Annotated in this window: 21 protein-coding genes; 5 read left to right on the top strand and 16 right to left on the bottom strand. The window is 60.2% G+C overall.

Annotated features, from left to right (window positions below; all coding sequences use genetic code 11):
* Positions 1–153: 153 nt before the first annotated feature.
* The 6 genes from mdtD to betI all read right to left on the bottom strand — a co-directional run bounded on the left by mdtD (position 154) and on the right by betI (position 8,740).
* A complete protein-coding gene (gene mdtD, locus WG29040_RS16000) occupies positions 154–1,584 on the bottom strand; it encodes a multidrug transporter subunit MdtD (protein ID WP_004419591.1) in 1,431 nt (476 codons plus the stop codon).
* Positions 1,585–1,725: 141 nt separating this feature from the next.
* Entirely contained in the window at positions 1,726–3,063 is a 1,338-nt protein-coding gene (locus tag WG29040_RS15995) for a TldD/PmbA family protein (protein WP_127196520.1), read from the bottom strand.
* Entirely contained in the window at positions 3,063–4,505 is a 1,443-nt protein-coding gene (locus WG29040_RS15990; RefSeq protein ID WP_127196519.1) for a TldD/PmbA family protein, read from the bottom strand. The genes WG29040_RS15995 and WG29040_RS15990 overlap by 1 nt, the downstream gene beginning before the upstream one ends.
* Positions 4,506–4,742: 237 nt before the next feature.
* On the bottom strand, positions 4,743–6,446 hold the full coding sequence (betA, locus tag WG29040_RS15985; protein WP_004419586.1) for a choline dehydrogenase: 1,704 nt from the start codon (positions 6,444–6,446) through the stop codon (positions 4,743–4,745).
* Positions 6,447–6,564: 118 nt separating this feature from the next.
* Complete coding sequence (gene betB, locus WG29040_RS15980) at positions 6,565–8,037, bottom strand: betaine-aldehyde dehydrogenase (RefSeq protein ID WP_004419584.1); 1,473 nt, start codon at positions 8,035–8,037, stop codon at positions 6,565–6,567.
* Positions 8,038–8,146: 109 nt separating this feature from the next.
* Positions 8,147–8,740, bottom strand: a complete 594-nt coding sequence (gene betI / locus WG29040_RS15975) for a transcriptional regulator BetI (RefSeq protein WP_004419582.1) — start codon at positions 8,738–8,740, stop codon at positions 8,147–8,149.
* Positions 8,741–9,193: 453 nt separating this feature from the next.
* Here betI and WG29040_RS15970 point away from each other — a divergent pair, with 453 nt between their 5' ends.
* A complete protein-coding gene (locus tag WG29040_RS15970; RefSeq protein ID WP_232286863.1) occupies positions 9,194–11,134 on the top strand; it encodes a BCCT family transporter in 1,941 nt (646 codons plus the stop codon).
* A 92-nt stretch (positions 11,135–11,226) separates the two neighbouring features.
* On the opposite strand, the gene choV is transcribed toward WG29040_RS15970, so the two are convergent.
* The 3 genes from choV to WG29040_RS15955 form a co-directional block, all read right to left on the bottom strand.
* Positions 11,227–12,405, bottom strand: coding sequence for a choline ABC transporter ATP-binding protein (gene choV / locus WG29040_RS15965; RefSeq protein ID WP_004419578.1), 1,179 nt, complete (start codon positions 12,403–12,405; stop codon positions 11,227–11,229).
* The gene (gene choW / locus WG29040_RS15960) at positions 12,402–13,247 is read right to left on the bottom strand and encodes a choline ABC transporter permease subunit (protein WP_004419575.1); all 846 of its coding nucleotides are present in this window, start codon (positions 13,245–13,247) and stop codon (positions 12,402–12,404) included. Before choW ends, choV begins: the two co-directional genes overlap by 4 nt.
* A 68-nt stretch (positions 13,248–13,315) precedes the next feature.
* Entirely contained in the window at positions 13,316–14,263 is a 948-nt protein-coding gene (locus WG29040_RS15955) for a choline ABC transporter substrate-binding protein (RefSeq protein WP_004419573.1), read from the bottom strand.
* A 359-nt stretch (positions 14,264–14,622) separates the two neighbouring features.
* Between WG29040_RS15955 and WG29040_RS15950 the strand changes: the two genes are divergently transcribed.
* Together WG29040_RS15950 and WG29040_RS15945 are read left to right on the top strand one after the other, a co-directional pair.
* The gene (locus WG29040_RS15950; protein WP_004419571.1) at positions 14,623–15,999 is read left to right on the top strand and encodes an L-serine ammonia-lyase; all 1,377 of its coding nucleotides are present in this window, start codon (positions 14,623–14,625) and stop codon (positions 15,997–15,999) included.
* Positions 16,000–16,443: 444 nt separating this feature from the next.
* Positions 16,444–17,547: a GlxA family transcriptional regulator gene (locus tag WG29040_RS15945; RefSeq protein ID WP_004419569.1), complete on the top strand. Its 1,104-nt coding sequence runs from the start codon at positions 16,444–16,446 to the stop codon at positions 17,545–17,547.
* Between the two features lie 104 nt (positions 17,548–17,651).
* Here WG29040_RS15945 and WG29040_RS15940 read toward each other — a convergent pair whose 3' ends face one another.
* The 5 genes from WG29040_RS15940 to choX form a co-directional block, all read right to left on the bottom strand.
* Complete coding sequence (locus WG29040_RS15940; protein WP_004419567.1) at positions 17,652–17,909, bottom strand: hypothetical protein; 258 nt, start codon at positions 17,907–17,909, stop codon at positions 17,652–17,654.
* Between the two features lie 235 nt (positions 17,910–18,144).
* Positions 18,145–18,627 carry a thioesterase family protein gene (locus tag WG29040_RS15935; protein ID WP_004419565.1) on the bottom strand — a complete coding sequence of 161 codons (483 nt, stop codon included), beginning with the start codon at positions 18,625–18,627 and terminating at the stop codon, positions 18,145–18,147.
* Between the two features lie 12 nt (positions 18,628–18,639).
* Positions 18,640–19,605, bottom strand: coding sequence for an L-carnitine dehydrogenase (locus WG29040_RS15930; protein WP_127196518.1), 966 nt, complete (start codon positions 19,603–19,605; stop codon positions 18,640–18,642).
* A gap of 123 nt (positions 19,606–19,728) precedes the next feature.
* A complete protein-coding gene (locus WG29040_RS15925) occupies positions 19,729–20,616 on the bottom strand; it encodes a 3-keto-5-aminohexanoate cleavage protein (protein ID WP_004419561.1) in 888 nt (295 codons plus the stop codon).
* Between the two features lie 73 nt (positions 20,617–20,689).
* Positions 20,690–21,616: a choline ABC transporter substrate-binding protein gene (gene choX / locus WG29040_RS15920; protein WP_004419560.1), complete on the bottom strand. Its 927-nt coding sequence runs from the start codon at positions 21,614–21,616 to the stop codon at positions 20,690–20,692.
* A gap of 165 nt (positions 21,617–21,781) precedes the next feature.
* On the opposite strand from choX, the gene WG29040_RS15915 reads away from it, so the two are divergent.
* A complete protein-coding gene (locus WG29040_RS15915; protein ID WP_127196517.1) occupies positions 21,782–22,717 on the top strand; it encodes a GlxA family transcriptional regulator in 936 nt (311 codons plus the stop codon).
* Here WG29040_RS15915 and WG29040_RS15910 read toward each other — a convergent pair.
* Complete coding sequence (locus WG29040_RS15910; protein WP_004419555.1) at positions 22,714–23,130, bottom strand: DUF3010 family protein; 417 nt, start codon at positions 23,128–23,130, stop codon at positions 22,714–22,716. The genes WG29040_RS15915 and WG29040_RS15910 overlap by 4 nt on opposite strands.
* 48 nt (positions 23,131–23,178) lie before the next feature.
* Positions 23,179–23,580, bottom strand: a complete 402-nt coding sequence (locus WG29040_RS15905; protein ID WP_004419553.1) for a lysozyme inhibitor LprI family protein — start codon at positions 23,578–23,580, stop codon at positions 23,179–23,181.
* A gap of 219 nt (positions 23,581–23,799) precedes the next feature.
* Between WG29040_RS15905 and WG29040_RS15895 the strand changes: the two genes are divergently transcribed.
* Entirely contained in the window at positions 23,800–24,777 is a 978-nt protein-coding gene (locus WG29040_RS15895) for a dipeptidase (protein ID WP_004419552.1), read from the top strand.
* Position 24,778: the final 1 nt, after the last annotated feature.

The raw sequence follows: 24,778 nt of genomic DNA, 5'->3' as shown, positions 1-24,778 counted from the left end.
GTGGTCACGAGACTGGCCTGCAAAACAAAATGTCGCGCAGTGTAACAGCCCTATGCCCTTAGCCTGAACATTCTGGACGAGTTGTCATCTGAACCCTGACAACTCTGTAGGAGCGAGCTGTTAAAAAAGCTCGCTCCTACAGGTGTTGCGTTCTTAATGCTCCAGGTCGTGCTCCGAGTTGGCCTTGGGCTTGCGCCCGTCCTTGGGTGACAGCTGCAGGAAGATCGCGGCCGCCAGCATTGCCATGATGCCCACTGTCAGGAAGGTCAGCTGGAATGCTCCAAGTACCGTATCCACCCCCTCATCGCCGCCATCGCCGGTAAAACCGCCGAGCAGGGCCCCGGCGCACGCCACACCCAGGCTCAAGGACAGCTGCGCGACCACCGACAGCAAACTGTTGCCGCTGCTGGCGCTGGCGTCGTCGAGGTCGATCAGGGTCACAGTGTTCATGGCCGTGAATTGCAGCGAGTTGATCGCGCCCAGAACGGCCAGCATCCCCAGCAGCAGCGGGTACGGCGTGTGCTCGGTGACCAGGCCCATGCTGGCCAGCATCAGGCCCAGGGCAAAGGTATTGGTCGTGAGCACGGTGCGATAGCCCACGCGCTCGATCAGCGGCCGGGCCACCCACTTGGCCAGCATTGCGGCGGCCGCCAGTGGCAGCATGCTCATCCCGGCCTGGGACGGCGAATAGCCCAGGGCGACCTGCAGCAGCAGCGGCACCAGAAACGGCAAGGCGCCGCTGCCGAGCCGGGCAAACAGGTTGCCCAATATACCCACGGCAAAGGTCCTGGTTTTAAACAGCACCGGCGAGAACAGCGGGTTGCTGATATTGCCTGCCCGCAGCCAATAGGCCGCCAGGCACGCCAGCCCCGCGAACAGCAGCAACATCACCCGCAGGTGCGGCATGTGCAATTCGCCCAGGCCTTCCATGGCAATGGTGATAAACACCATCGCGGCACCAAACAGCACAAAGCCCAGGGTATCGAAGCGCGTACGCTCGCTGCCGCGCAGGTCCGGGATGAAGTGCCAGACCGCCCAGCAGCCGAGCATTCCGACGGGCAGGTTGATCAGGAAAATCCAGTGCCAGCTCAGGTACTGCACCATCCAGCCGCCCATGGTCGGCCCGATCAGGGGGCCGAGCAAACCGGGGATGGTGATAAAGCCCATGATCCGCACCAGCTCCGAACGCGGATAAGCCTTGAGCACCACCAGTCGCCCGATGGGCAGCATCAAGGCACCGCCCAGGCCCTGGACGATACGTGCGCCGATCAGCTCGTTGAGCGTGCCGGACAGCGCGCACAGCAAAGAACCGAAACTGAACAGGAGGATGGCGCTGAAGAAGATCTTTTTGGTGCCGAAGCGGTCGGCGATCCAGCCTGATGCCGGGATCAGCAGTGCAACGGTAAGCATGTAGGCGACGATCACGCCCTGCATGCGCAGCGGGTTTTCTTTCAGGTCGCTGGCCATGTCGGGCAGTGCGGTATTGAGGATGGTGCCGTCGAGCGACTGCATGAAAAACGCGATGGCCACTACCCAGGGCAACCAGCGAAGGACTTCAGGACTTAGAACCGGACGTACGGGCATAGGACCTCTTTTTATGAACAGTCGAGAACCCGCTGCGGGGCCGGTTGGCCCCACTCTGTGGGAGCCGGCTTGCCGGCGATGGTCAGGAAAGCCCGGTTGCACCAATCGCCGGCAAGCCGGTTCCCACAGTGGGCAGGGGGGTTAAAGCGTCAATGTCAGTTTTTTTACCAGTGCCCCCGGCAACAGGTTTGACGCGGTCTGGCGCTGGTCATAGGTGCTGGCCGACAACAGCAGCTCGCGCTCTACGGTCAGTGCTTCAAGTTGTGAACCCAGCAGACTATAGACGCTGTCATCAAAGCGCATGGTGTTGACCGGTGCCTTGATTTCGCCGTTTTCCACCCAGAACGTGGCGAAGCGTGTCATGCCGGTCAGGCGTGCCGCCGACTGGTCAGAGTAGTTCAGGTACCACAGGTTGCTGATGTATAGCCCGGTACCCAACTGCTTGAGGATATCGGCCTGTTCCAGGCTGCCCGCTGCCATCGCCAGTGCGCTGGGCCCTTCACCCCAGGGCGCGCCGTTGACCTCGAGGCCGTACTCGGCAGCACTGCGCGAGCCCACCAGTTGCTGGTTGGCCTTGCCGTGCCTGACCAGCGACAGGTCCTGGCGCGGATAACCCTCAGCGGAAAACGCCGGGCTCAGGGACTGGCTGACCTGTTCGTCCAGCGACACCAGCGCGCTCAGCTGCGCATCGCCGGCGTAGAGTTTTTGCAGCGGGCTGTACTTGCTGGCCAGGGCCTGGGCCGAAAACCCACCCCAGCTCAACATGCTCATCACTTCTTCCAGTGCCGCCGGAGCCAGATAAGCACGGTATTCGCCGGGTGCCAGGGCATGCAACGGACGATCCAGATAGGCCAGCTGTTCGCGGGCCGATTGCATGCGCCGGGCAAAGCCCTCGCTGTCCCAGTCGGCCCCGGCGTAGCTGGCTTTGACTGCCTGGCCGTTGCTGTGGAACAGGCTCCAGTCAAAATTGAAACTGTTGGCCTGATGCCAGCCCAGTGCGCCTTCGGAGCTGGCGTAGCCATAGCTGATCGGGCCGCTGGCATAAAAGCCCACCAGATCGATGCCCTCGGCGGCGCGGCGGATTTCCTCCAGCACCCGGGCGGTGTCCGGCAACGGCTGGTCCTGCACATTGTGGCTTTGCCACGGCTCGGGGTTGAGCAGCAGCCAGGGATCAACCGGCAGCAGGGGCAGGGTGTCGCGCAATTGTTGCAGTGCTTCGGACAAGCGCTGCTGATCGACCGCCAGTTCACCGGCGAGGGTGATGCTGACGTCAGCGTGACGCCCGTTGTCGATCAGCTTCAGGCTCAGGCTCGCCTGCTGCACCAACCCTGCCTGGCGTACCTTGCCCTTGTTGAAACGAATAAATTCCGAGGCTTCGGCGTTGTAGTCCAGGGTGAATTGCTCGGGACTGCGCAGCGCATCGCGCAGCCACTGCACCAGTGCCTTGAACTGCCCGGCCTGACTCATTGGGGTACTCATCAGGCATCACCTCCAAACACGTCGATATTACTGAACACGCAGGCCGGGGATGCATGGCCCACCCGGATCACCTGATTGGGTTCGCCTTTGCCGCAGTTGGGGGTACCCAGCACCTTGAACGTGCTGGCGTCGCCCACGGCGCTCAGGTTGCGCCAGAACTGCTCGGAGATACCGCGGTAGTTGGGGGTCTTGACCACGCCCTTGAGTTCACCGTTTTCGATCAACTGACCCCATTCGCAGCCGAACTGGAATTTGTTGCGCGCATCGTCAATCGACCATGAGCGGTTGGTGGCCATCAGGATTCCGTTTTCGATATTGCCAATCAGTTGCGCCATCGACTGGTCGCCGGGTTCGATATTGAGGTTGGCCATACGGTCTATCGGTGGACGATTCCAGCTGCAGGCGCGGCTGTTGGCTACGCCGTCGAGACCTGCGCGAAATTGCGACAGCGCTCCGCCCAAAGGCCGCAGCAGCAAACCTTCACGGATCAGGAACTCCTTGTGCGCCGGGGTACCGTCGTCGTCAAAGCTGTAGCTGGCCAACTGCTCGGCAATGGTCGGGTCGAAGGTCACGTTGAGCAGCCTGGAGCCGTATTGCAGGTTGCCGAAGTCACCGGCCTTGACGAAGCTGGTGCCCGCGTAATTGCGCTCGTCGCCCAGAATGCGGTCAAGCTCCAGCGGGTGGCCGATGGACTCGTGAATCTGCAGAATCATCTGGTCGGGCAGCAACAGCAGATCGCGCTGGCCCTGGGGCGTGTTGGGCGCAAGCAGCAACTGCAGGGCTTGCTCGGCGACCTGGGGCGCGGCGCCGATCAAGCCGCAGCGGCCAATCACATCCACGCCGCCTTGCTGGCCAAAGTTTTCCCGGCCCAGGCTGCGGGTCTGGCTGTCATTGCCGTCATAGGCGGTGACGCTCATGCCCGGAAACACGAAGCGCTGGGCCCGGCGCAACTCGGCGCCGGCGCTGTTGAGATAAATCTGCTCGACGTGGTTGAGTCCCAGGGACACGTCCCAGCTCACCAGTCGCGGGTCTTTGGGCACGGCTGCCGACTCGGCGCCCAGCAGCTCAAAGCACTGGCTGAGGGACGGGAATGTCTGGTCCAGATCGGGCGAGTAATAGTCGGCGCGTTCCCGGGATACCGGTTCCAGGGTCAGGTCGAGCAACGCGTGGGGCGTGATCAGGCGGGCCTGGGCCTCGGCACGATCCAGGGCGGCCTGCAAACCGGCCTGTGACAGGTCGTTGGTGGCGGCATAGGCTTCAACGCCCTTGACCCGCACGGTCAGCATCGCGCCCTGGTCGTGACTGAAGGCAGGAGGTTCTGCAACGTTCTTGCGTACCGACAGGTGTTGCCCGGACTCGCGCACATAACGCAACGAAAAGAACTCGGCCCGGGTGCGCAACGCGGCAAAGCGCTGCTTGAGCTGAGGGTAGAAATCGAACATGCACAGACCTCCGAACATCGGAAAGTGTATCGAAGCTTGGGTTTGGGAACTGAAGCGAGGCACTAGAGTAGGCCTGCGTTGAGGCCGGGACAAGCGGGGAGGGATGAAACTGCAGCGGTTGCGGGAGCGGGCTTGCCCGTGATGCGCACGACCCGGTACTTCAGGCAAATCGAGGTGATGCTATAGCGGGCAAGCCCGCTCCCACAGCAGCAGGAACGGGCTCAATCGCAATCGCGGTTACTGCGCGGTACGGCTCACATCACGCAGCGGCTTGCCGCGTACCGGTGCATCGCCTGCAACGTAGTAGCTGGCTGTGCTGCGCGGCAGTGGCGCACGACCACGGATCTTGTCGGCGATTTTCTCGGCGATCATGATCGTTGGTGCGTTGAGGTTACCGGTGGTGATCAGCGGCATGATCGACGCATCGACTACCCGCAGACCCTGCATGCCATGCACCCGGCCTTCGCCGTCCACTACGGCCATTTCGTCGGTACCCATCTTGCACGAGCAGGAAGGGTGGAACGCCGTTTCCGCGTGTTCACGGATAAAGGTGTCCAGCTCTTCGTCAGTCTGCTTGTCGATACCCGGGCTGATTTCACGGCCACGGTAAGCGTCCAGAGCCGGTTGCTGCATGATTTCCCGGGTCAGGCGGATGCCGTCACGGAATTCCTGCCAGTCCTGCTCGGCCGCCATGTAGTTGAACAGGATGCTCGGGTACTCGCGCGGGTCCTTGGACTTGACGTTGATCCGGCCCCGGCTCGGCGAACGCATGGAGCCCATGTGTGCCTGGAAACCGTGCTCTTTCACACCGTTGCTGCCGTTGTAGTTAATCGCAACCGGCAGGAAGTGGTACTGGATGTTCGGCCATTCGAACTCTTCGCGGGTACGGATAAAACCGCCTGCTTCGAACTGGTTGCTGGCGCCGATGCCTTTGCCCAGGAACAACCACTCGGCACCGATGGCCGGCTGGTTGTACCACAGCAAGGACGGGTACAGCGAAACCGGCTGGGTGCATGCGTATTGCAGATACAGCTCCAGGTGGTCCTGCAGGTTCTGGCCGACGCCCGGCAGGTCGTGAACCACCGGGATATCGAGGCTGTTGAGCAGTTCGGCCGGGCCGACGCCGGAGCGTTGCAGCACGGTTGGCGAACCGATCGCGCCGCTGCACAGCAGCACTTCTTTACGGGCCTTGGCCAGAATGCGGGTGTCGCTGTCGCCGACCATGTAGGAAACGCCAACCGCACGCTTGCCTTCAAACTCGATCTTGTCGGTCAGGGCGTGGGTGACGATGGTCAGGGTCGAACGCTGCTTGGCGGTGTCCAGGTAACCGCGAGCGGTACTGGCACGACGACCGTTTGGCGTGACGGTACGGTCCATCGGGCCGAAACCTTCCTGCTGGTAGCCGTTCAGGTCTTCGGTACGCGGGTAGCCTGCCTGTACGCCGGCTTCAACCATGGCGTGGAACAACACGTTGTTCCCCGCTTTTGGCGTAGTTACGCTGACCGGGCCATCACCGCCGTGGTAATCGTTGGCGCCGATGTCGCGGGTTTCCGCTTTACGGAAGTACGGCAGGCAGTTCAGGTAATCCCAGTCTTCGAGGCCTGGCAGTTTTGCCCAGCCGTCGTAGTCCATCGCGTTGCCACGGATGTAGCACATGCCGTTGATCAGGGAAGAACCGCCCAGACCTTTGCCACGGCCACATTCCATGCGGCGGTTGTCCATGTGTGGTTCCGGATCGGTTTCAAAGGCCCAGTTGTAGCGACGGCCTTGCAGCGGAAACGCCAGAGCCGCGGGCATCTGGGTCCGGAAATCTAAACGGTAGTCCGGGCCGCCTGCTTCGAGCAGCAGCACGGTGACGCCTTCGTCTTCAGTCAGACGGGTCGCCAGGGTGTTACCGGCAGAGCCGGCACCAATGATGATGTAATCGAATTCTTGGGACATAAAATGCACCCTCTTTGAAGTTGGTCAGGTCATGGCGAGCGCTTCGCCCCCCATCGCCGGCAAACCGGGCTCCCACAAGGTGCGTGGGAGCTGGCGTGCCGGCGATGGGGGCGCTGGCTTAGAACACCGAAACGTAATCGCCCAACTCAACCTGTACCGATTTGATCTGGGTGTACTGCGCCAGGGAGCTGATACCGTTTTCGCGGCCAATACCCGACTGCTTGTAGCCGCCTACCGGCATTTTTGCGTCGGACTCGCCCCAGGCATTGATCCAGCAAATGCCCGCTTCCAGCTGATGAATCACACGGTGGGCGCGGTTCAGGTCTTTGGTCACGACACCGGCAGCCAGGCCGAACTCGGTATCGTTGGCGCGACGGATCACTTCTTCTTCGGTGTCGTAGGTGAGGATGCTCATCACCGGGCCAAAGATTTCCTCTTTGACGATGGTCATCTCATCGGTGCAGTCGGTGAACACGGTCGGTGCCACGAATGCGCCCTTGGCCAGGTCACCCTGGGTCAGACGTTCGCCGCCGCACAGGAGGCGGGCGCCTTCTTCCTTGCCCTTGGCAATGTAGCCCAGCACGCTTTCCATATGAGCAAAGCTGACCAGCGGACCGAAGTTGGTGTTTTCGTCTTCCGGGTTGCCGATACGAATACGGGCAACGCGCTCCAGAATCTTGGCTTCGAACGCTGCTTTCAGTGCGGTCGGGACGAACACGCGGGTGCCGTTGGTGCACACCTGGCCCGAGCTGTAGAAGTTGGCCATCATCGCGGTGTCAGCCGCGCGATCCAGGTCGGCGTCGTCAAAAATGATCAGCGGCGACTTGCCGCCCAGTTCCATGGTCACTTCTTTGAGCGAAGAGCTGGTGGCGCTGGAGGTAACTTTCTTGCCGGTGTCGGTGCCGCCGGTGAACGAGATTTTCTCGATGCGCGGGTGCTCGGTCAGCCAGGTGCCGACTTCGCGGCCGCTGCCGGTCAGTACGTTGAACACGCCGTCCGGTACGCCGGCAGCGGTGTAGATCTCGGCCAGTTTCAAGGTGGTCAGGGAAGTGACTTCACTTGGCTTGAAGATCATCGCGTTACCGGCGGCCAGTGCCGGTGCGGATTTCCACAAAGCGATCTGGATCGGGTAGTTCCATGCGCCGATACCGGCCACAACGCCCAGCGGCTCGCGACGGGTGTAAACGAACGAAGTGTCGCGCAGCGGGATCTGCTCGCCCTGAATGGCGGGCACCAGGCCTGCGTAGTATTCCAGTACGTCGGCACCGGTCACGATGTCCACGTAACGGGTTTCGGAGTACGACTTGCCGGTGTCCAGGGTTTCCAGGGCAGCCAGTTCATCGTTGCGCTCGCGCAGGATGTCCACGGCCCGGCGCAGGATGCGCGAACGCTCCACGGCAGTCATGGCAGCCCAGATTTTCTGGCCTTTTTCGGCGCTGACAACAGCGCGCTCAACGTCTTCTTTAGTCGCACGTTGCACTTGCGCAAGGACTTCGCCGTTAGCCGGGTTGATGGCATCGAAGGTTGCATCGCTGCTGGCGTCGGTGTAGCCGCCGTCGATGTAGAGTTTTTGCAGTTCGAAACGGGCCATAAAATCCTCGCAAGTGCATAAGTGGTTGGCGTTCATCGTGAACCTGGATGCCATCTAACTGGGGCAACTCAGATTCACGACAGTTCAGGGGTTAAGCATTGATTGAGGCCTAACTCACCTTTTTCGCCAGTTGTAGATCCATGTATTCGTAGCAGATGCGTTGTGCCTGTTCGGTGTCGAAAGCGTCTCCCGACAGGGCACCCCGCAACCATAGACCATCGATGAGAGCTGCCAGGCCCCGTGCTGCATTGCGGGCTTGGGCCTGCGGCAAAACCCGGCGGAACTGGCAGCACAGATTGGAGTACAAGCGGTGATCGTTGATCCGCTGCAATCTGTGCAAAGACGGTTGGTGCATGCTGGCGGCCCAAAAGGCCAGCCAGGTTTTCATTGCCGGGCCACTGACCTGGCTGGCGTCAAAGTTGCCTTCAACGATTACCTGCAGGTGAGCCCTGGGGCTGTCATCGCTCAGCGCCTGGCGGCGGGCGGTGACGTTGTCGATCAAGACGTTCATCAAGTACCGCATGGTGGCGGCAATCAGACCGTTCTTGTCGCGAAAGTAGTGACTGATGATGCCATTCGACACACCGGCCAAACGGGCAATCAGCGCAATGCTGGCATCGGCCATCCCGACCTGATCGACTGCCGTTAACGTGGCTTCGATCAACTGCTGGCGGCGTATGGGTTGCATCCCGACCTTTGGCATCTTGCAAATCTCCTTGGGCCTGCGAGCAGTGCAAATCGATCACTGAGCGAAGACCAGTCTATTTTGTTTTGATTGAACGTTCAATCAACAAAGAATAAGCTCTGCGACAAATCGTCGCGATTTATGCCGTTTGCCTGGGCATCAATGGCGCAAAACGACACAGCAAACATCGCTGGAACCCCGGTTTTGTGTAGGAGCGAGCTTGCTCGCGAGCCCTGTAACGCGATTAAAAAGCTCGCGAGCAAGCGCGCTCCTACAGAAACAGCAGGGTCCGGGCGGGTCCGGTTTTTTTAGCGGTGTCTTTATATCACTCGACCGTTGGTCGCTATCTAAGCGTTTGGTCGAGTGGTGCGTAGCCTCAAGTCTTTCTCTCGCGCTGCCTGGAGCATCCGTGCCATGAGTTCTGCTTCTCTTATAAAGACCCCACCGCAAAAGGTGACGGTCAACGGTTGGGTGTTTTACACCTCCACTGCCTTGATATTGTTGCTGACTGCCATTTTGATCATCGCCCCCGAAGAAGCAGGCCGCGTACTGGGTGTTGCCCAGGAATGGCTGTCGCGCAGCTTCGGCTGGTACTACATGGTGGTGATCGCCGCTTACCTGATTTTCGTCGTGGGGCTGGCGTTTTCGTCCTACGGCAAGCTGAAACTGGGGACCAAGCAAGACACCCCCGATTTCAGCTACGGCGCCTGGGCCGGGATGCTGTTCTCGTCCGGCATCGGTATTTCGCTGTTGTATTTCGGCGCTTCCGAGCCCCTGGATCACTACTTCAACCCGCCTGAAGGGGTATCGGGCAGCCACGAGGCCGCGCGCCAGGCGCTGCAACTGACTTTCCTGCACTGGGGTCTGCACGGCTGGGCGATTTACGCACTGGTCGGTCTGGCCGTGGCTTACTTCGCCTATCGTCACAACCAGCCGCTGGCCCTGCGCTCGGCGTTGTATCCGTTGATGGGTGAACGCTGGGTCAAAGGCGCTGCGGGCCACGCAGTAGACGGCTTCGGCATGTTCGTGACGTTGCTTGGCCTGGTGACCAACCTGGGCATTGGCTCGATGCAAGTGTCGTCGGGGCTTGAGAACCTGTTCGGCATGGAGCACAGCAACACCAACTTGCTGATCGTGATCATCGTGATGAGCACCGTGGCCACCATCGCGGCGGTCTCGGGCGTTGAGAACGGCATTCGCCGTCTGTCCAACCTGAACATCGTGCTGTTCAGTGGCTTGCTGATTTTCGTGCTGTTGTTCGGCCCGACCCTGCACCTGCTCAACGGCTTTGTGCAAAACACCGGCGACTACCTCAACGGTATCGTCATGAAAACCTTCGACCTGTATGTCTATGAAGGCGACACCAAGAAGACCGAAGGCTGGTTGGGTCTGTGGACCCTGTTCTACTGGGCCTGGTGGATTTCCTGGGCCCCGTTCGTCGGCATGTTCATTGCGCGTATTTCCCGCGGGCGGACCGTGCGTGAACTGGTAGCGGGCGTATTGCTGATTCCGTTGGGCTTCACCCTGGCCTGGCTGTCGATCTTCGGTAACTCGGCCCTGGACCTGGTGGTTAACCAGGGGGCGGTGGAGTTGGGTAAAACGGCGCTCGAACAGCCGTCGATGGCAATTTACCAACTGCTTGAGCACTACCCTGCCTCGAAAATCGTGATCGGCGTGTCGATCTTTGTCGGCTTTGTACTGTTCCTGACCCCGGCGGATTCCGGCGCGGTAATGATGGCCAACCTGTCCTGCAAAGGCGGCGATGTGGATGAAGATGCCCCGCACTGGTTGCGCATCTTCTGGTCGGTGGTGATTACCCTGGTGACCATCGGTCTGTTGTTTGCCGGTAACTTTGCCGCCATGCAAACCATGGTGGTGCTGGCCGGCCTGCCGTTCTCGGTGGTGCTGATCCTGTTCATGTTCGGCCTGCACAAAGCGATGCGCCAGGACACCCAGATGGAACAGGAACAGGCTGAACTGGCGGCCCGTGGTCGCAGCGGCTTTTTCAGCGAGCGTTTGACCGCCCAGGACCTGCAGCCGACCCAGGCAGTGGTGCAGCGCTTTATGGACAAGCACGTGACCCCGGCACTGGAAGAAGCCGCCACGCAACTGCGTGCCCAAGGCTTTGATGTACAGACCCTGCTGGGTAAAGCCAAGCGTTGCATGGGCGTGCGGGTCGAGATGGAAGAAGGCAACCCGTTTGTCTACGAAGTCAGCCTGGACGGCTACATGGCGGCACCGGGCGAGTCTGGTCAGGATGAAGTGCGCAACCGTTACTACCGGGCTGAAGTGTATTTGCATAACGGCAGCCAGGAGTACGACCTGATGGGCTTCACTCCAGAGCAAATCAGCCGTGACGTGCTCGACCAGTTTGAAAGCCATCGCCAGCTCCTTGGGCGGGTTTACAGCTAAATTCACGTCCCTCCTGCAGGAGCGGGCCTGTTCGCGAGCCGGTTTGAACAGCTCGCGAGCAAGCTCGCTCCTACAAGGTCAGTTACGGGCACCTAGCCCAGGTTTTTGCCCAGCAGCGCGTGATACAGCTCGGTATCGCCGAGTATCCCCACCACTTTCTGATTGTCGTGCAGCACCAGCTTGTTGCCGGTCTGATAACGGATTTGCAGCGCGTCGCGCATGCCGATTCCCGAGTCCACCAGGGTCGGGCCACGCCCCAGTCCTTCCACTGCCTGCCCATGGCTCCAGTGCTGCAAGTCCACGTTGCTGGCACCCTGGCGCACGCCCTTGATGGTGTTGCCTTCTGCCAGATCAATCCACGAGTCGTCCCCCGGATCTATGCACACCGAGCCGTTGATGCGTTTGCAGTTGTCCAGCGTGCGCATCAGGCTGCGCCCGCACAGTACGTTCAGGGGGTTGGTATGGGCGACGAAGGTGCGCACATAGTCGTCTGCCGGGTTGAGCACGATTTCTTCAGGTTTGCTGTACTGAATGATCTTGCCGTCTTTCATGATCGCGATGCGGCTCCCCAGTTTCAGGGCTTCGTCCAGATCGTGGCTGACAAACACAATGGTCTTGCTGAGCTTGCGCTGCAGCTCCAGCAATTCGTCCTGCAAGCCCTGGCGAATCAGCGGGTCCAGTGCCGAGAAGGGTTCATCCATCAGCAAAATATCGGCGTCCATGGCCAGTGCCCGGGCCAGGCCGACCCGCTGCTGCATGCCGCCGCTCAGTTCATCCGGCTTTTTGTTGCGCCACTGGGTCAGGCCCACCAGCTCCAGCTTTTCGTCCACCAGCGCGCGGCGTTCCTTCTCGGGCCGGCCCTGCATCTCCAGACCAAAACTGATGTTTTCGCGTACGGTCAGCCATGGCATCAGGGCGAACTTTTGAAACACCATGGCGATGCGCTGGGTGCGCATCATTTTCAGTTCGGCCGGGGTGCAGGATGCGATATCGATCTGCTTGCCTTCATGCTCCACATACAACTGGCCACGGCTCACGGTGTTAAGCCCGTTGATACAGCGCAGCAAGCTGGATTTACCCGAGCCGGACAAACCCATCAGCACGCAGATTTCGCCTTTGTCGATGTCCAGGCTGGCGCTCTCGACGCCGACAATCTGCCCGGTCTTTTTCAGGATCTGATCCCGTGACAGCCCTTGGTCCAGCAGGCCCAGGGCCTCGCGCGGATCTTTGGCAAAGATAACGTCAACCTTGTCGAAGCGGATAATGCTCATGCGTCAGCTCCTTTCTTGGCTTCCGGCTGCTTGCAGATCCGGTCGAGCATGATCGCCAGCAATACAATTGCCAGCCCGGCCTCAAAGCCCAGGGCGATGTCTGCGGTGTTCAGTGCGTTGACCACCGGTTTGCCCAGGCCGTCGGCACCCACCAGGGCAGCAATCACCACCATCGACAGCGACAGCATGATGCATTGGGTAATCCCGGCCGCGATGCTGGGCATGGCATGGGGCAGTTCGATGCGTGTGAGCAGCTGGCGGCGCGAACAGCCAAAGGCCTTGCCGGCATCGAGCAGTTCATGGGGTACATCGCGAATCCCCAGGTAGGTCAGGCGAATCGGCGCGGCAATGGCAAAGACCACGGTAGAGATCAGCCCCGGCACCACACCCAGCCCGAACAGGGTCAGGGTCGGGATCAGGTAAACGAATGTCGGCACGGTCTGCATCAAGTCCAGTACCGGGCGCATGAAGGTGTAGAACATGGGTTTGTGCGCCGCCAGAATGCCCAGCGGCACCCCGATGATCACGCAGACAAAGGTGGCGAACAGCACCTGCGCCAGGGTTTCCATGGTCTCTTGCCAGTACCCCAGATTTAGGATTAGCAGAAACGACAGTGCCACAAACACCGTCAGCCCCCACTTGCGTTGAATAAAGTGCGCGAGCAGTGCAATCAGTCCGATAAACACAAAGGGGTTGAACCAGGTCAGCGCGAACGTCACGCCATGGATCATGGTTTCCAGCGTCAGCGCAATGGCGTCGAAGGTGCTGGCGCCGTGTTTGGTCAGCCAGTCGACGAAGCTGGCGATGTACTCGCCCAGAGGGATCTTGTGATCAATCAGCATGGTAGTGAACGTCCGCATGCAGGGGAATTGAAACGGAGCCGGGCGAGCGTGCCGCCCGGCGCCCGAGCTTACTTCGCGAGACTGGCCTTGACGGCCTCAAGGCCCGGCTTGCCGTCGATAGTGGTCACGCCCGCCAGCCAGGTGTCGAGCACTTGCGGGTTCTGTTTAAGCCAGGCTCTGGCCGCCACGTCCGGTTTGGTCTTGTCATCGAGCACCTTGCCCATCAGGGTGCTTTCCATGTCCAGGGTGAACACCAGATTCTTCAGCAACTGGCCGACGTTCGGGCATTCCTGGGTGTAGCCCTTGCGGGTGTTGGTGTAGATGGTTGCCTGACCATAATTGGGGCCGAAGAACTCATCGCCACCGGTGAGGTATTTCATCTTGAAACGGGTGTTCATCGGGTGCGGTTCCCAGCCCAGAAACACCACCTCGGTGCCACGGCGCTGGGCGCGATCGACTTGTGACAGCATTCCGGCTTCGCTCGACTCCACCACCTTGAAGCCTGCGTCCTTAAGGCCGAAGGCGTTTTTGTCGATCATGGTCTGGATCATGCGATTGCCATCGTTGCCGGGTTCGATGCCGTAGATTTTGCCGTCCAGTTCCTTCTTGAATCTGGGTAGGTCGGAGAAGTCTTTCAAACCCTTGTCATACAGCGCTTCGGGCACGGCCAGGGTGTATTTGGCGTTCTCCAGATTGGCCCGTACGGTCTCCACCGTTCCGGCATCGCGGTAAGCCTTGATGTCGTTTTCCATGGTGGGCATCCAGTTGCCCAGAAACACGTCCATGTTCTTGCCATCGGCCAGTGACTTGTAGGTGACGGGTACTGAAATCATGGTGGTTTTGGTTTTGTAACCGAGGGCCTTGAGCACCTCGCTGGTGACGGCGGTGGTGACGGTGATGTCGGTCCAGCCGACATCCGAGAAGTTAACGGTGCTGCATTGCGCCGGCTCGGCAGCCTGGACGATCACGGGCAGACTCAACAGTGCAGCCAGCAACAGCGACGGGGAATGTTTCATGGAACGACTCCTGGGTGTCTGGGTGGCGGTTTCCGAATCGAAAAGCCGCACGTATCAGTTGCGGTTGGGCGATGCCCGGCAGGGGTTTGGCCGCGCATCTGGCAATCGAGTCGAGACTGATCATGTAACAGTGAAATTCAAACGCCTACAGGGTGCGTCGCATCCAGTACAGGGAGGGTCGTATCTGGTACTTGGGAGGTCGTATATGGAAAATTCCGCTGCTGAAACTGCCTTTTCCAGCTGTCTGCACCGTATAAAACGGCGAGGGCGCTGGCAGGCAAAGCCGGGTCGTAGCTGGACGTTTTAGCTGATTGAAAACCGCCCATAGTGCGGGCATTCACCCCCGAGGCTTTGTGCTCATGGCTATCAGCGTGTTTGACCTGTTCAAGATCGGCATCGGTCCCTCCAGCTCCCACACGGTCGGGCCCATGCGGGCGGCGGCGCTGTTTGTGCAGGGCTTGCGCGAACGCGGCCAGCTGCAACAGGTACGGCGTATCGAAGTGCAGCTTTATGGCTCGTTGTCTGCCACCGGGATCGGTCATGGCAGCGACAATGCAGTGATCATGGGCCTGATGGGCGAATGGCCGGACGTCATCGACCCGGCCTGCATTGGCGAACGCATCGAACAGTTGCGCGAGACCCGGACCCTGCTACTCGACGGTTATCTGCCAGTCCCGTTCGAGTGGGCGCAAGACATGCGCCTGATCGACGAAAACCTGCCGTTTCATCCCAATGCCATGACGCTGGTCGCCGCCAGTGAACAGGGCGAGCTGCATCGCGACAGCTATTACTCGGTGGGCGGCGGCTTTGTGGTGGACGCTGCGCAAGCGGCCAGCGGTGTGCTGGACATGGACCGGACCCTGTTGCCCTATGACTTCTCCAGCGCTGGCGAGCTGCTCGAACTGTGCGCCAGACATCACCTGAGCGTGGCGGCCCTGATGATGGCCAATGAACGCACATGGCGCAGTGAAGAGGAGATCCGCTGTGGCCTGATCAAGCTCTGGCGCGCCATGCAGGACTGCGTGGAGCAGGGGCTGAAGCATGAAGGCATCCTGCCCGGCGGTTTGCATGTGCGTCGCCGCGCGGCGCGCCTGCACCGCAGCTTGCAGGAATTGGGCAAACCCAATGTCATCGGCTCGACCCTCAGCGCCATGGAGTGGGTCAACCTGTTTGCACTGGCGGTCAACGAAGAAAACGCAGCGGGCGGGCGCATGGTCACGGCGCCCACCAACGGTGCGGCGGGCATCATCCCGGCGGTACTGCACTACTTCATGAAATTCAGCGACGAGGTCAGCGAAGCCCATGTGGTTGACTATTTATTAAGCGCGGCGGCGATCGGCATTCTGTGCAAAAAGAACGCCTCCATTTCCGGGGCCGAAGTGGGGTGTCAGGGCGAGGTCGGTTCAGCCTGCGCCATGGCCGCCGCCGGGCTGGCGCAAATCCTGGGTGCCACCCCCGAGCAACTGTGCAACGCGGCCGAAATCGGTCTGGAGCACAACCTGGGCCTGACCTGTGACCCGGTGGGCGGGCTGGTGCAAGTGCCCTGTATCGAGCGCAACGCCATCGCTGCAGTCAAAGCCATCAATGCGGCCCAAATGGCCTTGCGTGGCGATGGCCAGCACTTTATCTCGCTGGACCGGGTGATCCGCACCATGCGCGACACGGGTGCCGACATGCACGACAAATACAAAGAGACCTCACGGGGCGGGCTGGCCGTCAGCGCGGTGGAGTGCTGAGCACCGGATGACTGGGTCGCCCCCTCCTGTAGGAGCGAGCTTGCTCGCGAGCTTTCAAGATCAAAAGCTCGCGAGCAAGCTCGCTCCTACAGGTTTGTAGTCAGGTTTTCCGCGCGCTGTTTCAGCGCACACCGATCTCTTTTGGCGCATTCGTGCGCTTGGTGACATTCCGTCACGGCTCTGTTTCTGCCGCCTTCCCACAAGTGCTACCAATGTGCTCAAAAGCGCCGGGCTGTGCGTGTCGGGTCCTTTTAAACAATGCTTGTCAGCGGTTTGGTCAATACCCGCGCAGACACATTGCGACGTCGTTTTCAGGCTTAGTTGAATGGTCATTCAAGTTTAGGCATGGCATTTGCGTTGTGATTGCAAAGCCCCGTCAAACGAGGGCAATAACAAGAGCCTGTGCCTGGGGCCATCACCCGCATTGTGTGAGGAGATATCGCGATGACGTCGTTCAACTCCGGGGTTCAACCCCAGAACCGTACGCCTCAATCCATCGGCTTTCTGCTGCTGGACAATTTCACGCTCATTTCCCTGGCTTCCGCGATAGAACCCTTGCGCATGGCCAATCAGCTGTCCGGTCGCGAGTTGTATCGCTGGAGCACCCTCACCGCAGATGGCAGTCAGGTATGGGCCAGCGACGGCCTGCAAGTAACCCCCGATGCAAGCATGTACAAGGCCCCGGCACTGGACATGGTGATTGTTTGCGGCGGTATCGGTATTCAACGCACTGTTACCCGCGAGCACGTTTCATGGTTGCAAAGCCAGGCGCGCCAGTCGCGCCGTCTGGGCGCCGTATGCACCGGCAGCTGGGCCCTGGCCTACGCCGGTCTGCTGGACGGCTTTGATTGCAGCGTGCACTGGGAATGTCTGGCCTCCATGCAGGAAGCCTTTCCGCGGGTCGCCATGAGTACCCGCCTGTTTACCCTCGACCGCAGCCGCTTTACCAGTTCGGGGGGCACCGCACCGCTGGACATGATGCTGCACCTGATCAGCCGCGATCATGGCCGTGAGCTGTCGGCGGCCATTTCGGAAATGTTTGTGTATGAACGCATTCGCAACGAACAGGACCATCAGCGGGTGCCGCTCAAGCACATGCTTGGCACCAACCAGCCCAAGCTGCAGGAAATCGTGGCATTGATGGAGGCCAATCTCGAAGAGCCCATCGACCTTGATGAGCTGGCGGTGTATGTCACCGTATCGCGACGTCAGCTGGAGCGCCTGTTTCAGAAGTATTTGCACTGCTCGCCATCGCGTTACTACCTCAAGCTGAGGCTGGTACGGGCGCGGCAGTTACTCAAGCAGACACCCATGTCGATCATTGAAGTGGCAGCGGTGTGCGGCTTTGTTTCTACCCCGCATTTCTCCAAGTGTTACCGCGAGTATTTCGGTATTCCGCCACGGGATGAGCGAGTGGGCTCCAACACCGCGCAACAGACAACCCTGATCCCGATTCCGCAGTCACTGCTGATGACGCCGCTGGCCGGCCCCATGTCTGCCTTGAATCAGGCGCGCAACGAATCGACCTTTGCCAGCGTACGACTGTAACGCCGCAAAGCCTTCTGCAGGCGCGAGCTTGCTCGCGAGCATTTCAGCGAAGAGCTCGCGAGGCAAGCTCGCTCCTACAGAGGTGGGGGCAGGCAGAGGTGGGGTCAGGCCATTTTGCTTTGCTTGAATTGCGCCAGCCCCGGCAGCAGCTGTTGATCTATGGCCTGGCGCACCGCCGGCAAAATGGTCGCGCTGCCGGTGTAGAGTTTTTCTACCAGGCCCTTGAGTGCGCGAGCATTGGTTTCATTCAGTCCACAGACCACCGTCGTACAGGCTTGCTCGGCGCTGCCAGACACCTCAAACCCCAGTGAGCGCAGTTGGCCCAGCAGGTCTTGCTCATCAATCAAATCCGCGTGCATCATTTTTTTATCCTTCTACAGAGGCGCGATCGAACTCGATTCTGGTACGGCTTGGTCAAGGGGGCAAGGGGCGGTCTGACGATATGTCCGGGATGCCTAAGCGCAGGTCGTTTTCGGCTAAGTGCCGGTGCACTGGGCTGTGCACACTGACTTTCGCGGCATCGTCGATGGTTTGGTCACCCTCTCGGCATCACACAGAGTTAGCCCCGAACCTGTCACGGCAGGTCCGGGGCTTTTTTCATGCCCTGGCGGTGCCGGGCAAACCGATCACCCGGCCCACATAAGCCGGTTTGGGCAGGTCTCCCTGGCGGGTTTCTATTGCCTGCAACAACGCCAGTGAATGTTCGCTGAACGGTGCCGAGTGCGGGCCTGCAAGGTCGACATGCAGCAGCATTTGCTCATTGCCGGCCAGGGTTTGCTCTTCGCCGATCAGGTGCAGGCTGTGATAAAGATGCAGGCGCTTTTTATCATGGCCGATGATCTGGGTGCGCACTTCGACCCGGGCGCCGAGCTTCACTTCGTGCAGGTAGTTCATGTGCACTTCCAGGGTGAACAGCGAATGGCCGCTGGCTTCGCGATTCTGGCTGTCGAGTCCCAGGTGGTCCATCAGCCCATCGGTGGCATAGCTGAAAATCAGCAGGTAAAACGCGTCCCGCAAATGGCCGTTGTAATCGACCCACTCTTCAAGAACGGGGGTGCTGTAGGTGGTGAGGATGGGCATGCAGAACCTCGCTCAATCGTTGATGGCAATGCCGTGTTTGAGTTTGGTCGCGTTCACCGCTTCCATCACCGCCAGCAGGCAATCGTCACGATAGCTCTCCAGCGCGGCAATGCTGTGGCTGCCCAGTTGTTCAGTTGTACCTTCAACCACGTCGTCGATCAGTTTTTCGCTGAGTTCCGGCGCCGGCAGGTAGGTCCACGGCAGTTTCAGGGCCGGGCCGAACTGGTTCATGAAGTGCCGCATGCCCGCATCGCCACCGGCAAGGGTGTAGGTGAGGAATGTGCCCATGAACGACCAGCGCAAACCGGCGCCAAAGCGAATGGCATCGTCGATCTCGCCAGTGGTTGCCACCCCGTCATTGACCAGGTGCAGCGCCTCGCGCCACAGGGCTTCGAGCAAGCGGTCAGCGATAAAACCCGGTACTTCCTTGCGCACATGCAAGGGGCGCATGCCCAGGGATTTATAGACCTCGATCGCAGCCGCAATGGCTTGTGGTGCAGTTTTTTGTCCGCCCACCACTTCCACCAGCGGCAGCAAGTACACCGGGTTGAAAGGGTGGCCGACGATGCAGCGCTCGGGATGGGTGGATGTCTCGTAGAACTCGCTAGGCAGCAGGCCCGAGGTGCTGGAGCCGATCAGTGCATCGGGTTTGGCGGCAGCGCTGATTTTGCTGTGCAGCTCGAGTTTGAGATCGAGCCGCTCGGGTGCGCTTTCCTGAATGAAATCGGCGTCGCGTACACATTCTTCAATGGTGCTGACAAAGCGCAGGCGGTCCTGGGACGCGCCTTTGCCGAGGCCGCTTTTTTCCAGCGCCGGCCAGGCCTTGGCCACGCGCTTGCGCAGGGCGGCTTCGGCGCCGGGGGCAGGGTCCCAGGCCACCACGTCGAGGCCATGGGCCAGTGCGCGGGCGACCCAGCCGCTGCCAATGACACCGCTGCCAAGGGTGGCGAAGGTTTTGATGTTAGTGATAAAGGTCATGGGCGATTCCTGATCAAAATTCGGTCTTAAACCTGTAGGAGCGAGCTTTTCGCTGTTTCGCTGAAGAGCTCGCGAGGCAAGCTCGCTCCTACAGGGGGGGCAGGTGGGCAGGGGGAGGCGGGGTTAGTGGCGCTGGCTCAAACCCATCTTTACCCGGCCTTCAGCCGGGGTCAGCACCCTGGCGCCAAGGCGGCTGAGGATTTCTGCGGCACGCTCCACCAGCTGTCCGTTGCTCGCCAGTACCCCGCGATCCAGCCACAGGTTGTCTTCCAGCCCGACCCGGACGTTGCCGCCGAGCAAGACCGCCTGGGCAGCCATGGGCATTTGCATGCGACCAATGCCGAACCCGGCCCACACCGCATTGGCGGGCAGGTTGTCGACCATGGCTTTCATGCTGGTGGTGTCTGCCGGAGCACCCCAGGGGATGCCCAGGCACAGCTGGAACAGCGGATCGTCGAGCAGGCCTTCCTTGATCATTTGCTTGGCGAACCACAGATGGCCGGTGTCGAAAATCTCCAGTTCGGCTTTGACCCCCAGCTCCTGAATGCGCTTGGCCCCCGCCCGCAGCTGCGCCGGGGTCGAAACGTAAATGGTGTCGCCGTCACCGAAGTTCAGGGTGCCGCAGTCAAGGGTGCAGATTTCCGGCAGCAAGGCTTCGACGTGTGCCAGACGGGTCAGCGGCCCGACCAGATCGGTATTGGGGCCAAACTCCATCGGGTTCTCGCCGGGGCCGATGTGCAAGTCACCGCCCATCCCGGCCGTGAGGTTGACGATGATGTCGATGTCGGCCTCGCGGATGCGCTCCATCAGTTCGCGGTACAGCGCCACATCACGGCTGAACTGACCGGTTTTCGGATCACGCACATGGCAATGCACCACTGTGGCTCCGGCCTTGGCCGCTTCCACGGCGGCGTCGGCAATTTGCTTGGGCGTGATCGGTACCAGGTGGCTGCGGGCGCTGGTGTCGCCGGCACCGGTGAGTGCGCAAGTGATGATGACGTCGTGGTTCATGGGGCATTTCCTTTGGGCGTAGAGCGCCACGCCGCTGCCGTTGCAGGCGGCGGCCGAGGGGCTCGGTGTTGAATTATTTGGCGCTGAGTTTCAGGTTCCCTGCAGCGGGTTTGCCGTCCGCTGTGGTAACACCTTCGAGCCAGCGCTGCTGGTCTTGCGGGTGGTCCCTGAGCCACTGGCGGGCCGATGCCCGGGCGTCTTTGTGATCCAGCAACGGCTGCATCATGCGGCTCTCGTCATCGGCGCTGAAGGTCAGGTTGCTCAGCAAGCGGCTGACGTTCGGGCAGCGGCTGGCGTAGTCCGGCGTGGTCACTGTCCACACCGTGGCCAGGCCTTCATTCGGGCCCAGTGCGTCTTCACTGCCGGTCAGGTAGGTCATTTTCTGGTTGATGTTCATCGGGTGCGGGGTCCAGCCAAAGAACACAATCGGTTCATTGCGGTTGACCGCGCGGGTCACGGCCGAAAGCATTCCGGCCTCGCTGGATTCCACCAGCTGGAACTTGCCCAGGCCAAAGCGGTTTTGCTCGATCATGGCCTTGATCTGGGTGTTGGCACCGGAGCCCGGTTCAATCCCGTAAATCTTGCCCCCCAGTTCTTTTTCGAATCGGGCAATGTCAGCAAAGCTTTTAAGCCCCTTGTCGCTCATATAGGTCGGCACGGCGAGCATGGCCTTGGCATCTTTAAGGCTGGGCTCGGCCAGCACCGTCACCTGTCTGGCATCGACAAAGGGGGTGATGCTCTGGTTCATGATCGGGTTCCAGTAGCCCAGAAACATGTCCAGCCGGTTGTCACGTATCCCGGCGAAGATGATTTGCTGGGAGGCGCTGGTCTGTTTGGTTTTGTAGCCGAGACCGTCGAGCAGGGTTTGCGCCATGGCGCTGGTGGCGATCACATCGGTCCAGTTGACCACGCCCATGCGTACGTTCTTGCACGATGGATCTTCGCCAGCCAGCACATAGGGGCTGAGTACCAACAAGCAACAGCTGATCAGTCGTTTCATGGAGCGGGCCTCGGCAGGTTGTTATTAGGTAGCCGGTGTCTTTGTGCACCGTGACGCCAAGTTACCGAGGTCGGGTATTGCTTAACCGCACTGGAGCGACGGGCTTTTGCACTGTAGCGACCTGAGTGTGTTTCAATCCTGCGAACTGACTGCACGAGCGCCTCCATGCCCAAGGACTTCTATTTCCTGCTGCTGCCCGGCTTTTCCTCGTTGGGCTTTATTTCTGCGATTGAGCCGCTGCGGGTGGCCAACCGCTTTCGCGGCGAGCTGTACCGCTGGCACGTGCTGAGCAGCGACGGTGGCGCGGTACCGGCGAGCAACGGCATGTCGGTCAATGCCGAGGCAGGGCTGGAGGCGCTCACCGCAGGGGCGACGTTACTGGTGGTGGCCGGTTTCGAGCCACTGGCCCATGTCACGCCGGCACTGATTCACTGGCTGCGGCGTCTGGACGGCGAAGGGGTAAGCCTGGGCGGGATCGATACCGGCAGTTTTGTGCTGGCCGAGGCGGGCCTGCTCGACGGCTATCGTCTGACCCTGCACTGGGAAGCGCTGGAGGCGTTCAAGGAGTCATGGCCGCGGTTACAGGTCACGCAAGAGCTGTTTGAAATCGACCGCCGACGGATTACCTGCGCGGGCGGTACGGCCTCTATCGACATGATGCTCGATCTGATTGCCCAGGCGCACGGCCCGGAACTGGCTATCGAGGTATCAGAGCAGTTCGTGCTCGGGCGTATCCGCCCGCGCAAGGATCACCAGCGCATGCAAGTTGCCACGCGTTACGGCATCCGTAACAAGAAGCTGGTGCAGGTGATTGGCGAGATGGAGCAGCACACCGAGCCGCCCCTGAGCATTTCGCAACTGGCACTGAGCATCAACGTCACCCAGCGCCAGCTGGAGCGCCTGTTCCGCCTGCACCTGAACGATACTCCGCGCAACTTCTACCTTGGCCTGCGCCTGCACAAAGCCCGGCAACTGCTGCGCCAGACCGACATGAGCGTGCTGGATATCAGCCTGGCCTGCGGTTTTGAATCACCGTCGTACTTCACCCGCAGCTATCGCGCGCGATTTGCCTGTGCGCCGCGACAGGACCGGGTCGGTTAACCCTTGAGCAGCGCCGCACACGCAGCCTTGTACGCATCATGCTGATATTTGTTCAGCGAGGCGGGCAGCTCGAAAGCGTGCTTTTTGAATTGCGCGTTGAGGGTTTGCGGTGACAGCAATTGCACCTCACAAGCGTCCAGCAACTGGATGATGCCTTCGATTTTGAAGGTGGTCGGTCCGCCGGCGAACTCGCCTTTTTTACTGCGCTTTTTAATCGCGATGCGGGTGATGGCGTTGGTCTTTACAAAGGCTGTGACCTGCGCGGCGAAGGCTTTGACGTTGAGGGCATCGTCATCATCGTCGAGGGCGATTTTCTTGGTCGCAATGGCTAGATGTTGAAGACCGTCGGGGCCCTGGGTGGCGACGGCGAAGATCGCTTCGCTGCCTTTGATATCGATACCGCAAATAGTCATAAAAACCCTGGATTTAAATAAGGCATCTGATCTGTGGGAGCAGGGTGGTTATTCCTGCCCGATCGATTCCAGAAACTCCGAACGATCATCGCTCATGCGGGCCATGCAGTCGTTCTGGGCAATGTTGAAGGTCTCGGTGCCGGATGTGGCAGGGAACACCACAATCGCGCAGTCGGCGTCACGCTGGTGCAACCACAGCGCCTGAGCGGTCTTGATCTTGCTGATGATGTTATTGAGCTGAGTTGCGTTTGAGCCGTACATCGAGTTCATTCGCGTCTGCAGGGCTTCGTAATTTTCGGTCAGCAACAGCTCGGCCGCATTCTTGCTGTACGCCGAACACGCCAGGGTTTGCTGGTCGTTTTCCACCGCATCGCACGGGTTGTAGTCGGCATCATCGGCTGCGTACGCACCGCTTGTGATCAACGCCAAGGCCAGGAGAATCGATTTCATTGCGGCTTCCTAATCCATAGATGGGACGGATTCTGGCTTAAGCGTGGGCCAAAGAACAGCTACGCAGCATAGGTCATTACTTTGGCGCCGAGGGCTTTGTCGCGGATTGACGCTTTCGGCAATTGCGCTGTCGCTTTTGCACCCGGCTGTTTTTAACCCCGAGCCTATGCTGGCCCCAAAGCGCCGGCAGACGATTCGGCGCCCATAAGGGGACGCCTGATGAGCCCAGCCGAGTTGCACGCAGACAGCATCGTTATCGACGGGCTGATCATTGCCAAATGGAGCCGCGAACTGTTCGAAGACATGCGTAAGGGCGGCCTCACGGCAGCTAACTGCACGGTGTCGGTGTGGGAGGGTTTTCAAGCCACGATCAATAATATTGTGGCCAGCCAGACCCTTATTCGCGAAAACAGCGACCTGGTGATCCCGGTAAAAACCACTGCGGATATTCGTCGGGCCAAGGAGCAGGGCAAGACCGGTATCATTTTTGGCTTCCAGAACGCCCACGCCTTTGAAGACCAGCTGGGCTATATCGAGATCTTCAAGCAGCTCGGAGTTGGCGTGGTGCAGATGTGCTACAACACGCAAAACCTGGTGGGCACCGGCTGCTACGAACGTGATGGCGGGCTCTCGGGCTTTGGCCGCGAAGTGGTGGCCGAAATGAACCGCGTCGGGATCATGTGCGACCTGTCCCATGTGGGTTCAAAAACCTCGGAAGAGGTGATCCTCGAATCGAAGAAACCGGTCTGCTACTCGCACTGTCTGCCGTCCGGCCTCAAAGAGCACCCGCGCAACAAATCCGACGCCGAACTTAAATTCATCGCCGACCACGGCGGGTTTGTCGGGGTGACCATGTTCGCGCCATTTCTGGCCAAGGGCATCGACTCCACCATTGACGACTATGCCCAGGCCATCGAGTACACGATGAATATCGTCGGCGAAGACGCGATCGGTATCGGCACCGACTTCACCCAGGGCCACGGTCAGGACTTCTTCGAAATGCTGACCCACGACAAGGGCTATGCCCGGCGTCTGACCAGCTTCGGCAAGATCATCAACCCGCTGGGCATTCGCACTGTGGGTGAGTTCCCCAACCTCACTGAAACCCTGCTCAAGCGCGGTCACCCCGAGCGCGTGGTGCGCAAAATCATGGGCGAAAACTGGGTCAACGTGCTCAAGGACGTCTGGGGCGAATAGC

Origin of the sequence: Pseudomonas sp. PAMC 29040, from assembly GCF_003994535.1 — a bacterium.
In the GTDB taxonomy this organism is placed as follows: Bacteria; Pseudomonadota; Gammaproteobacteria; order Pseudomonadales; family Pseudomonadaceae; genus Aquipseudomonas; species Aquipseudomonas paraversuta.
The sequence above is the reverse complement of the archived record's forward strand: the minus strand, read 5'-3'. Positions and strand labels throughout refer to the sequence as shown.

Bases quoted from the DNA above. Each gene is read 5' to 3' on its own strand.
- WG29040_RS15915 (WP_127196517.1), top strand. From the start codon at position 21,782: ATGCCCAAGGACTTCTATTTCCTGCTGCTGCCCGGCTTTTCCTCGTTG.
- choV (WP_004419578.1), bottom strand. From the start codon at position 12,405: ATGAGCATTATCCGCTTCGACAAGGTTGACGTTATCTTTGCCAAAGAT.
- WG29040_RS15955 (WP_004419573.1), bottom strand. From the start codon at position 14,263: ATGAAACATTCCCCGTCGCTGTTGCTGGCTGCACTGTTGAGTCTGCCC.
- WG29040_RS15925 (WP_004419561.1), bottom strand. From the start codon at position 20,616: ATGAACCACGACGTCATCATCACTTGCGCACTCACCGGTGCCGGCGAC.
- WG29040_RS15910 (WP_004419555.1), bottom strand. From the start codon at position 23,130: ATGACTATTTGCGGTATCGATATCAAAGGCAGCGAAGCGATCTTCGCC.
- choX (WP_004419560.1), bottom strand. From the start codon at position 21,616: ATGAAACGACTGATCAGCTGTTGCTTGTTGGTACTCAGCCCCTATGTG.
- WG29040_RS15995 (WP_127196520.1), bottom strand. From the start codon at position 3,063: ATGAGTACCCCAATGAGTCAGGCCGGGCAGTTCAAGGCACTGGTGCAG.
- WG29040_RS15930 (WP_127196518.1), bottom strand. From the start codon at position 19,605: ATGACCTTTATCACTAACATCAAAACCTTCGCCACCCTTGGCAGCGGT.
- WG29040_RS15940 (WP_004419567.1), bottom strand. From the start codon at position 17,909: ATGATGCACGCGGATTTGATTGATGAGCAAGACCTGCTGGGCCAACTG.
- WG29040_RS15990 (WP_127196519.1), bottom strand. From the start codon at position 4,505: ATGTTCGATTTCTACCCTCAGCTCAAGCAGCGCTTTGCCGCGTTGCGC.
- choW (WP_004419575.1), bottom strand. From the start codon at position 13,247: ATGCTGATTGATCACAAGATCCCTCTGGGCGAGTACATCGCCAGCTTC.
- mdtD (WP_004419591.1), bottom strand. From the start codon at position 1,584: ATGCCCGTACGTCCGGTTCTAAGTCCTGAAGTCCTTCGCTGGTTGCCC.
- WG29040_RS15905 (WP_004419553.1), bottom strand. From the start codon at position 23,580: ATGAAATCGATTCTCCTGGCCTTGGCGTTGATCACAAGCGGTGCGTAC.
- WG29040_RS15950 (WP_004419571.1), top strand. From the start codon at position 14,623: ATGGCTATCAGCGTGTTTGACCTGTTCAAGATCGGCATCGGTCCCTCC.
- betB (WP_004419584.1), bottom strand. From the start codon at position 8,037: ATGGCCCGTTTCGAACTGCAAAAACTCTACATCGACGGCGGCTACACC.
- betI (WP_004419582.1), bottom strand. From the start codon at position 8,740: ATGCCAAAGGTCGGGATGCAACCCATACGCCGCCAGCAGTTGATCGAA.
- WG29040_RS15935 (WP_004419565.1), bottom strand. From the start codon at position 18,627: ATGCCCATCCTCACCACCTACAGCACCCCCGTTCTTGAAGAGTGGGTC.
- betA (WP_004419586.1), bottom strand. From the start codon at position 6,446: ATGTCCCAAGAATTCGATTACATCATCATTGGTGCCGGCTCTGCCGGT.
- WG29040_RS15895 (WP_004419552.1), top strand. From the start codon at position 23,800: ATGAGCCCAGCCGAGTTGCACGCAGACAGCATCGTTATCGACGGGCTG.
- WG29040_RS15945 (WP_004419569.1), top strand. From the start codon at position 16,444: ATGACGTCGTTCAACTCCGGGGTTCAACCCCAGAACCGTACGCCTCAA.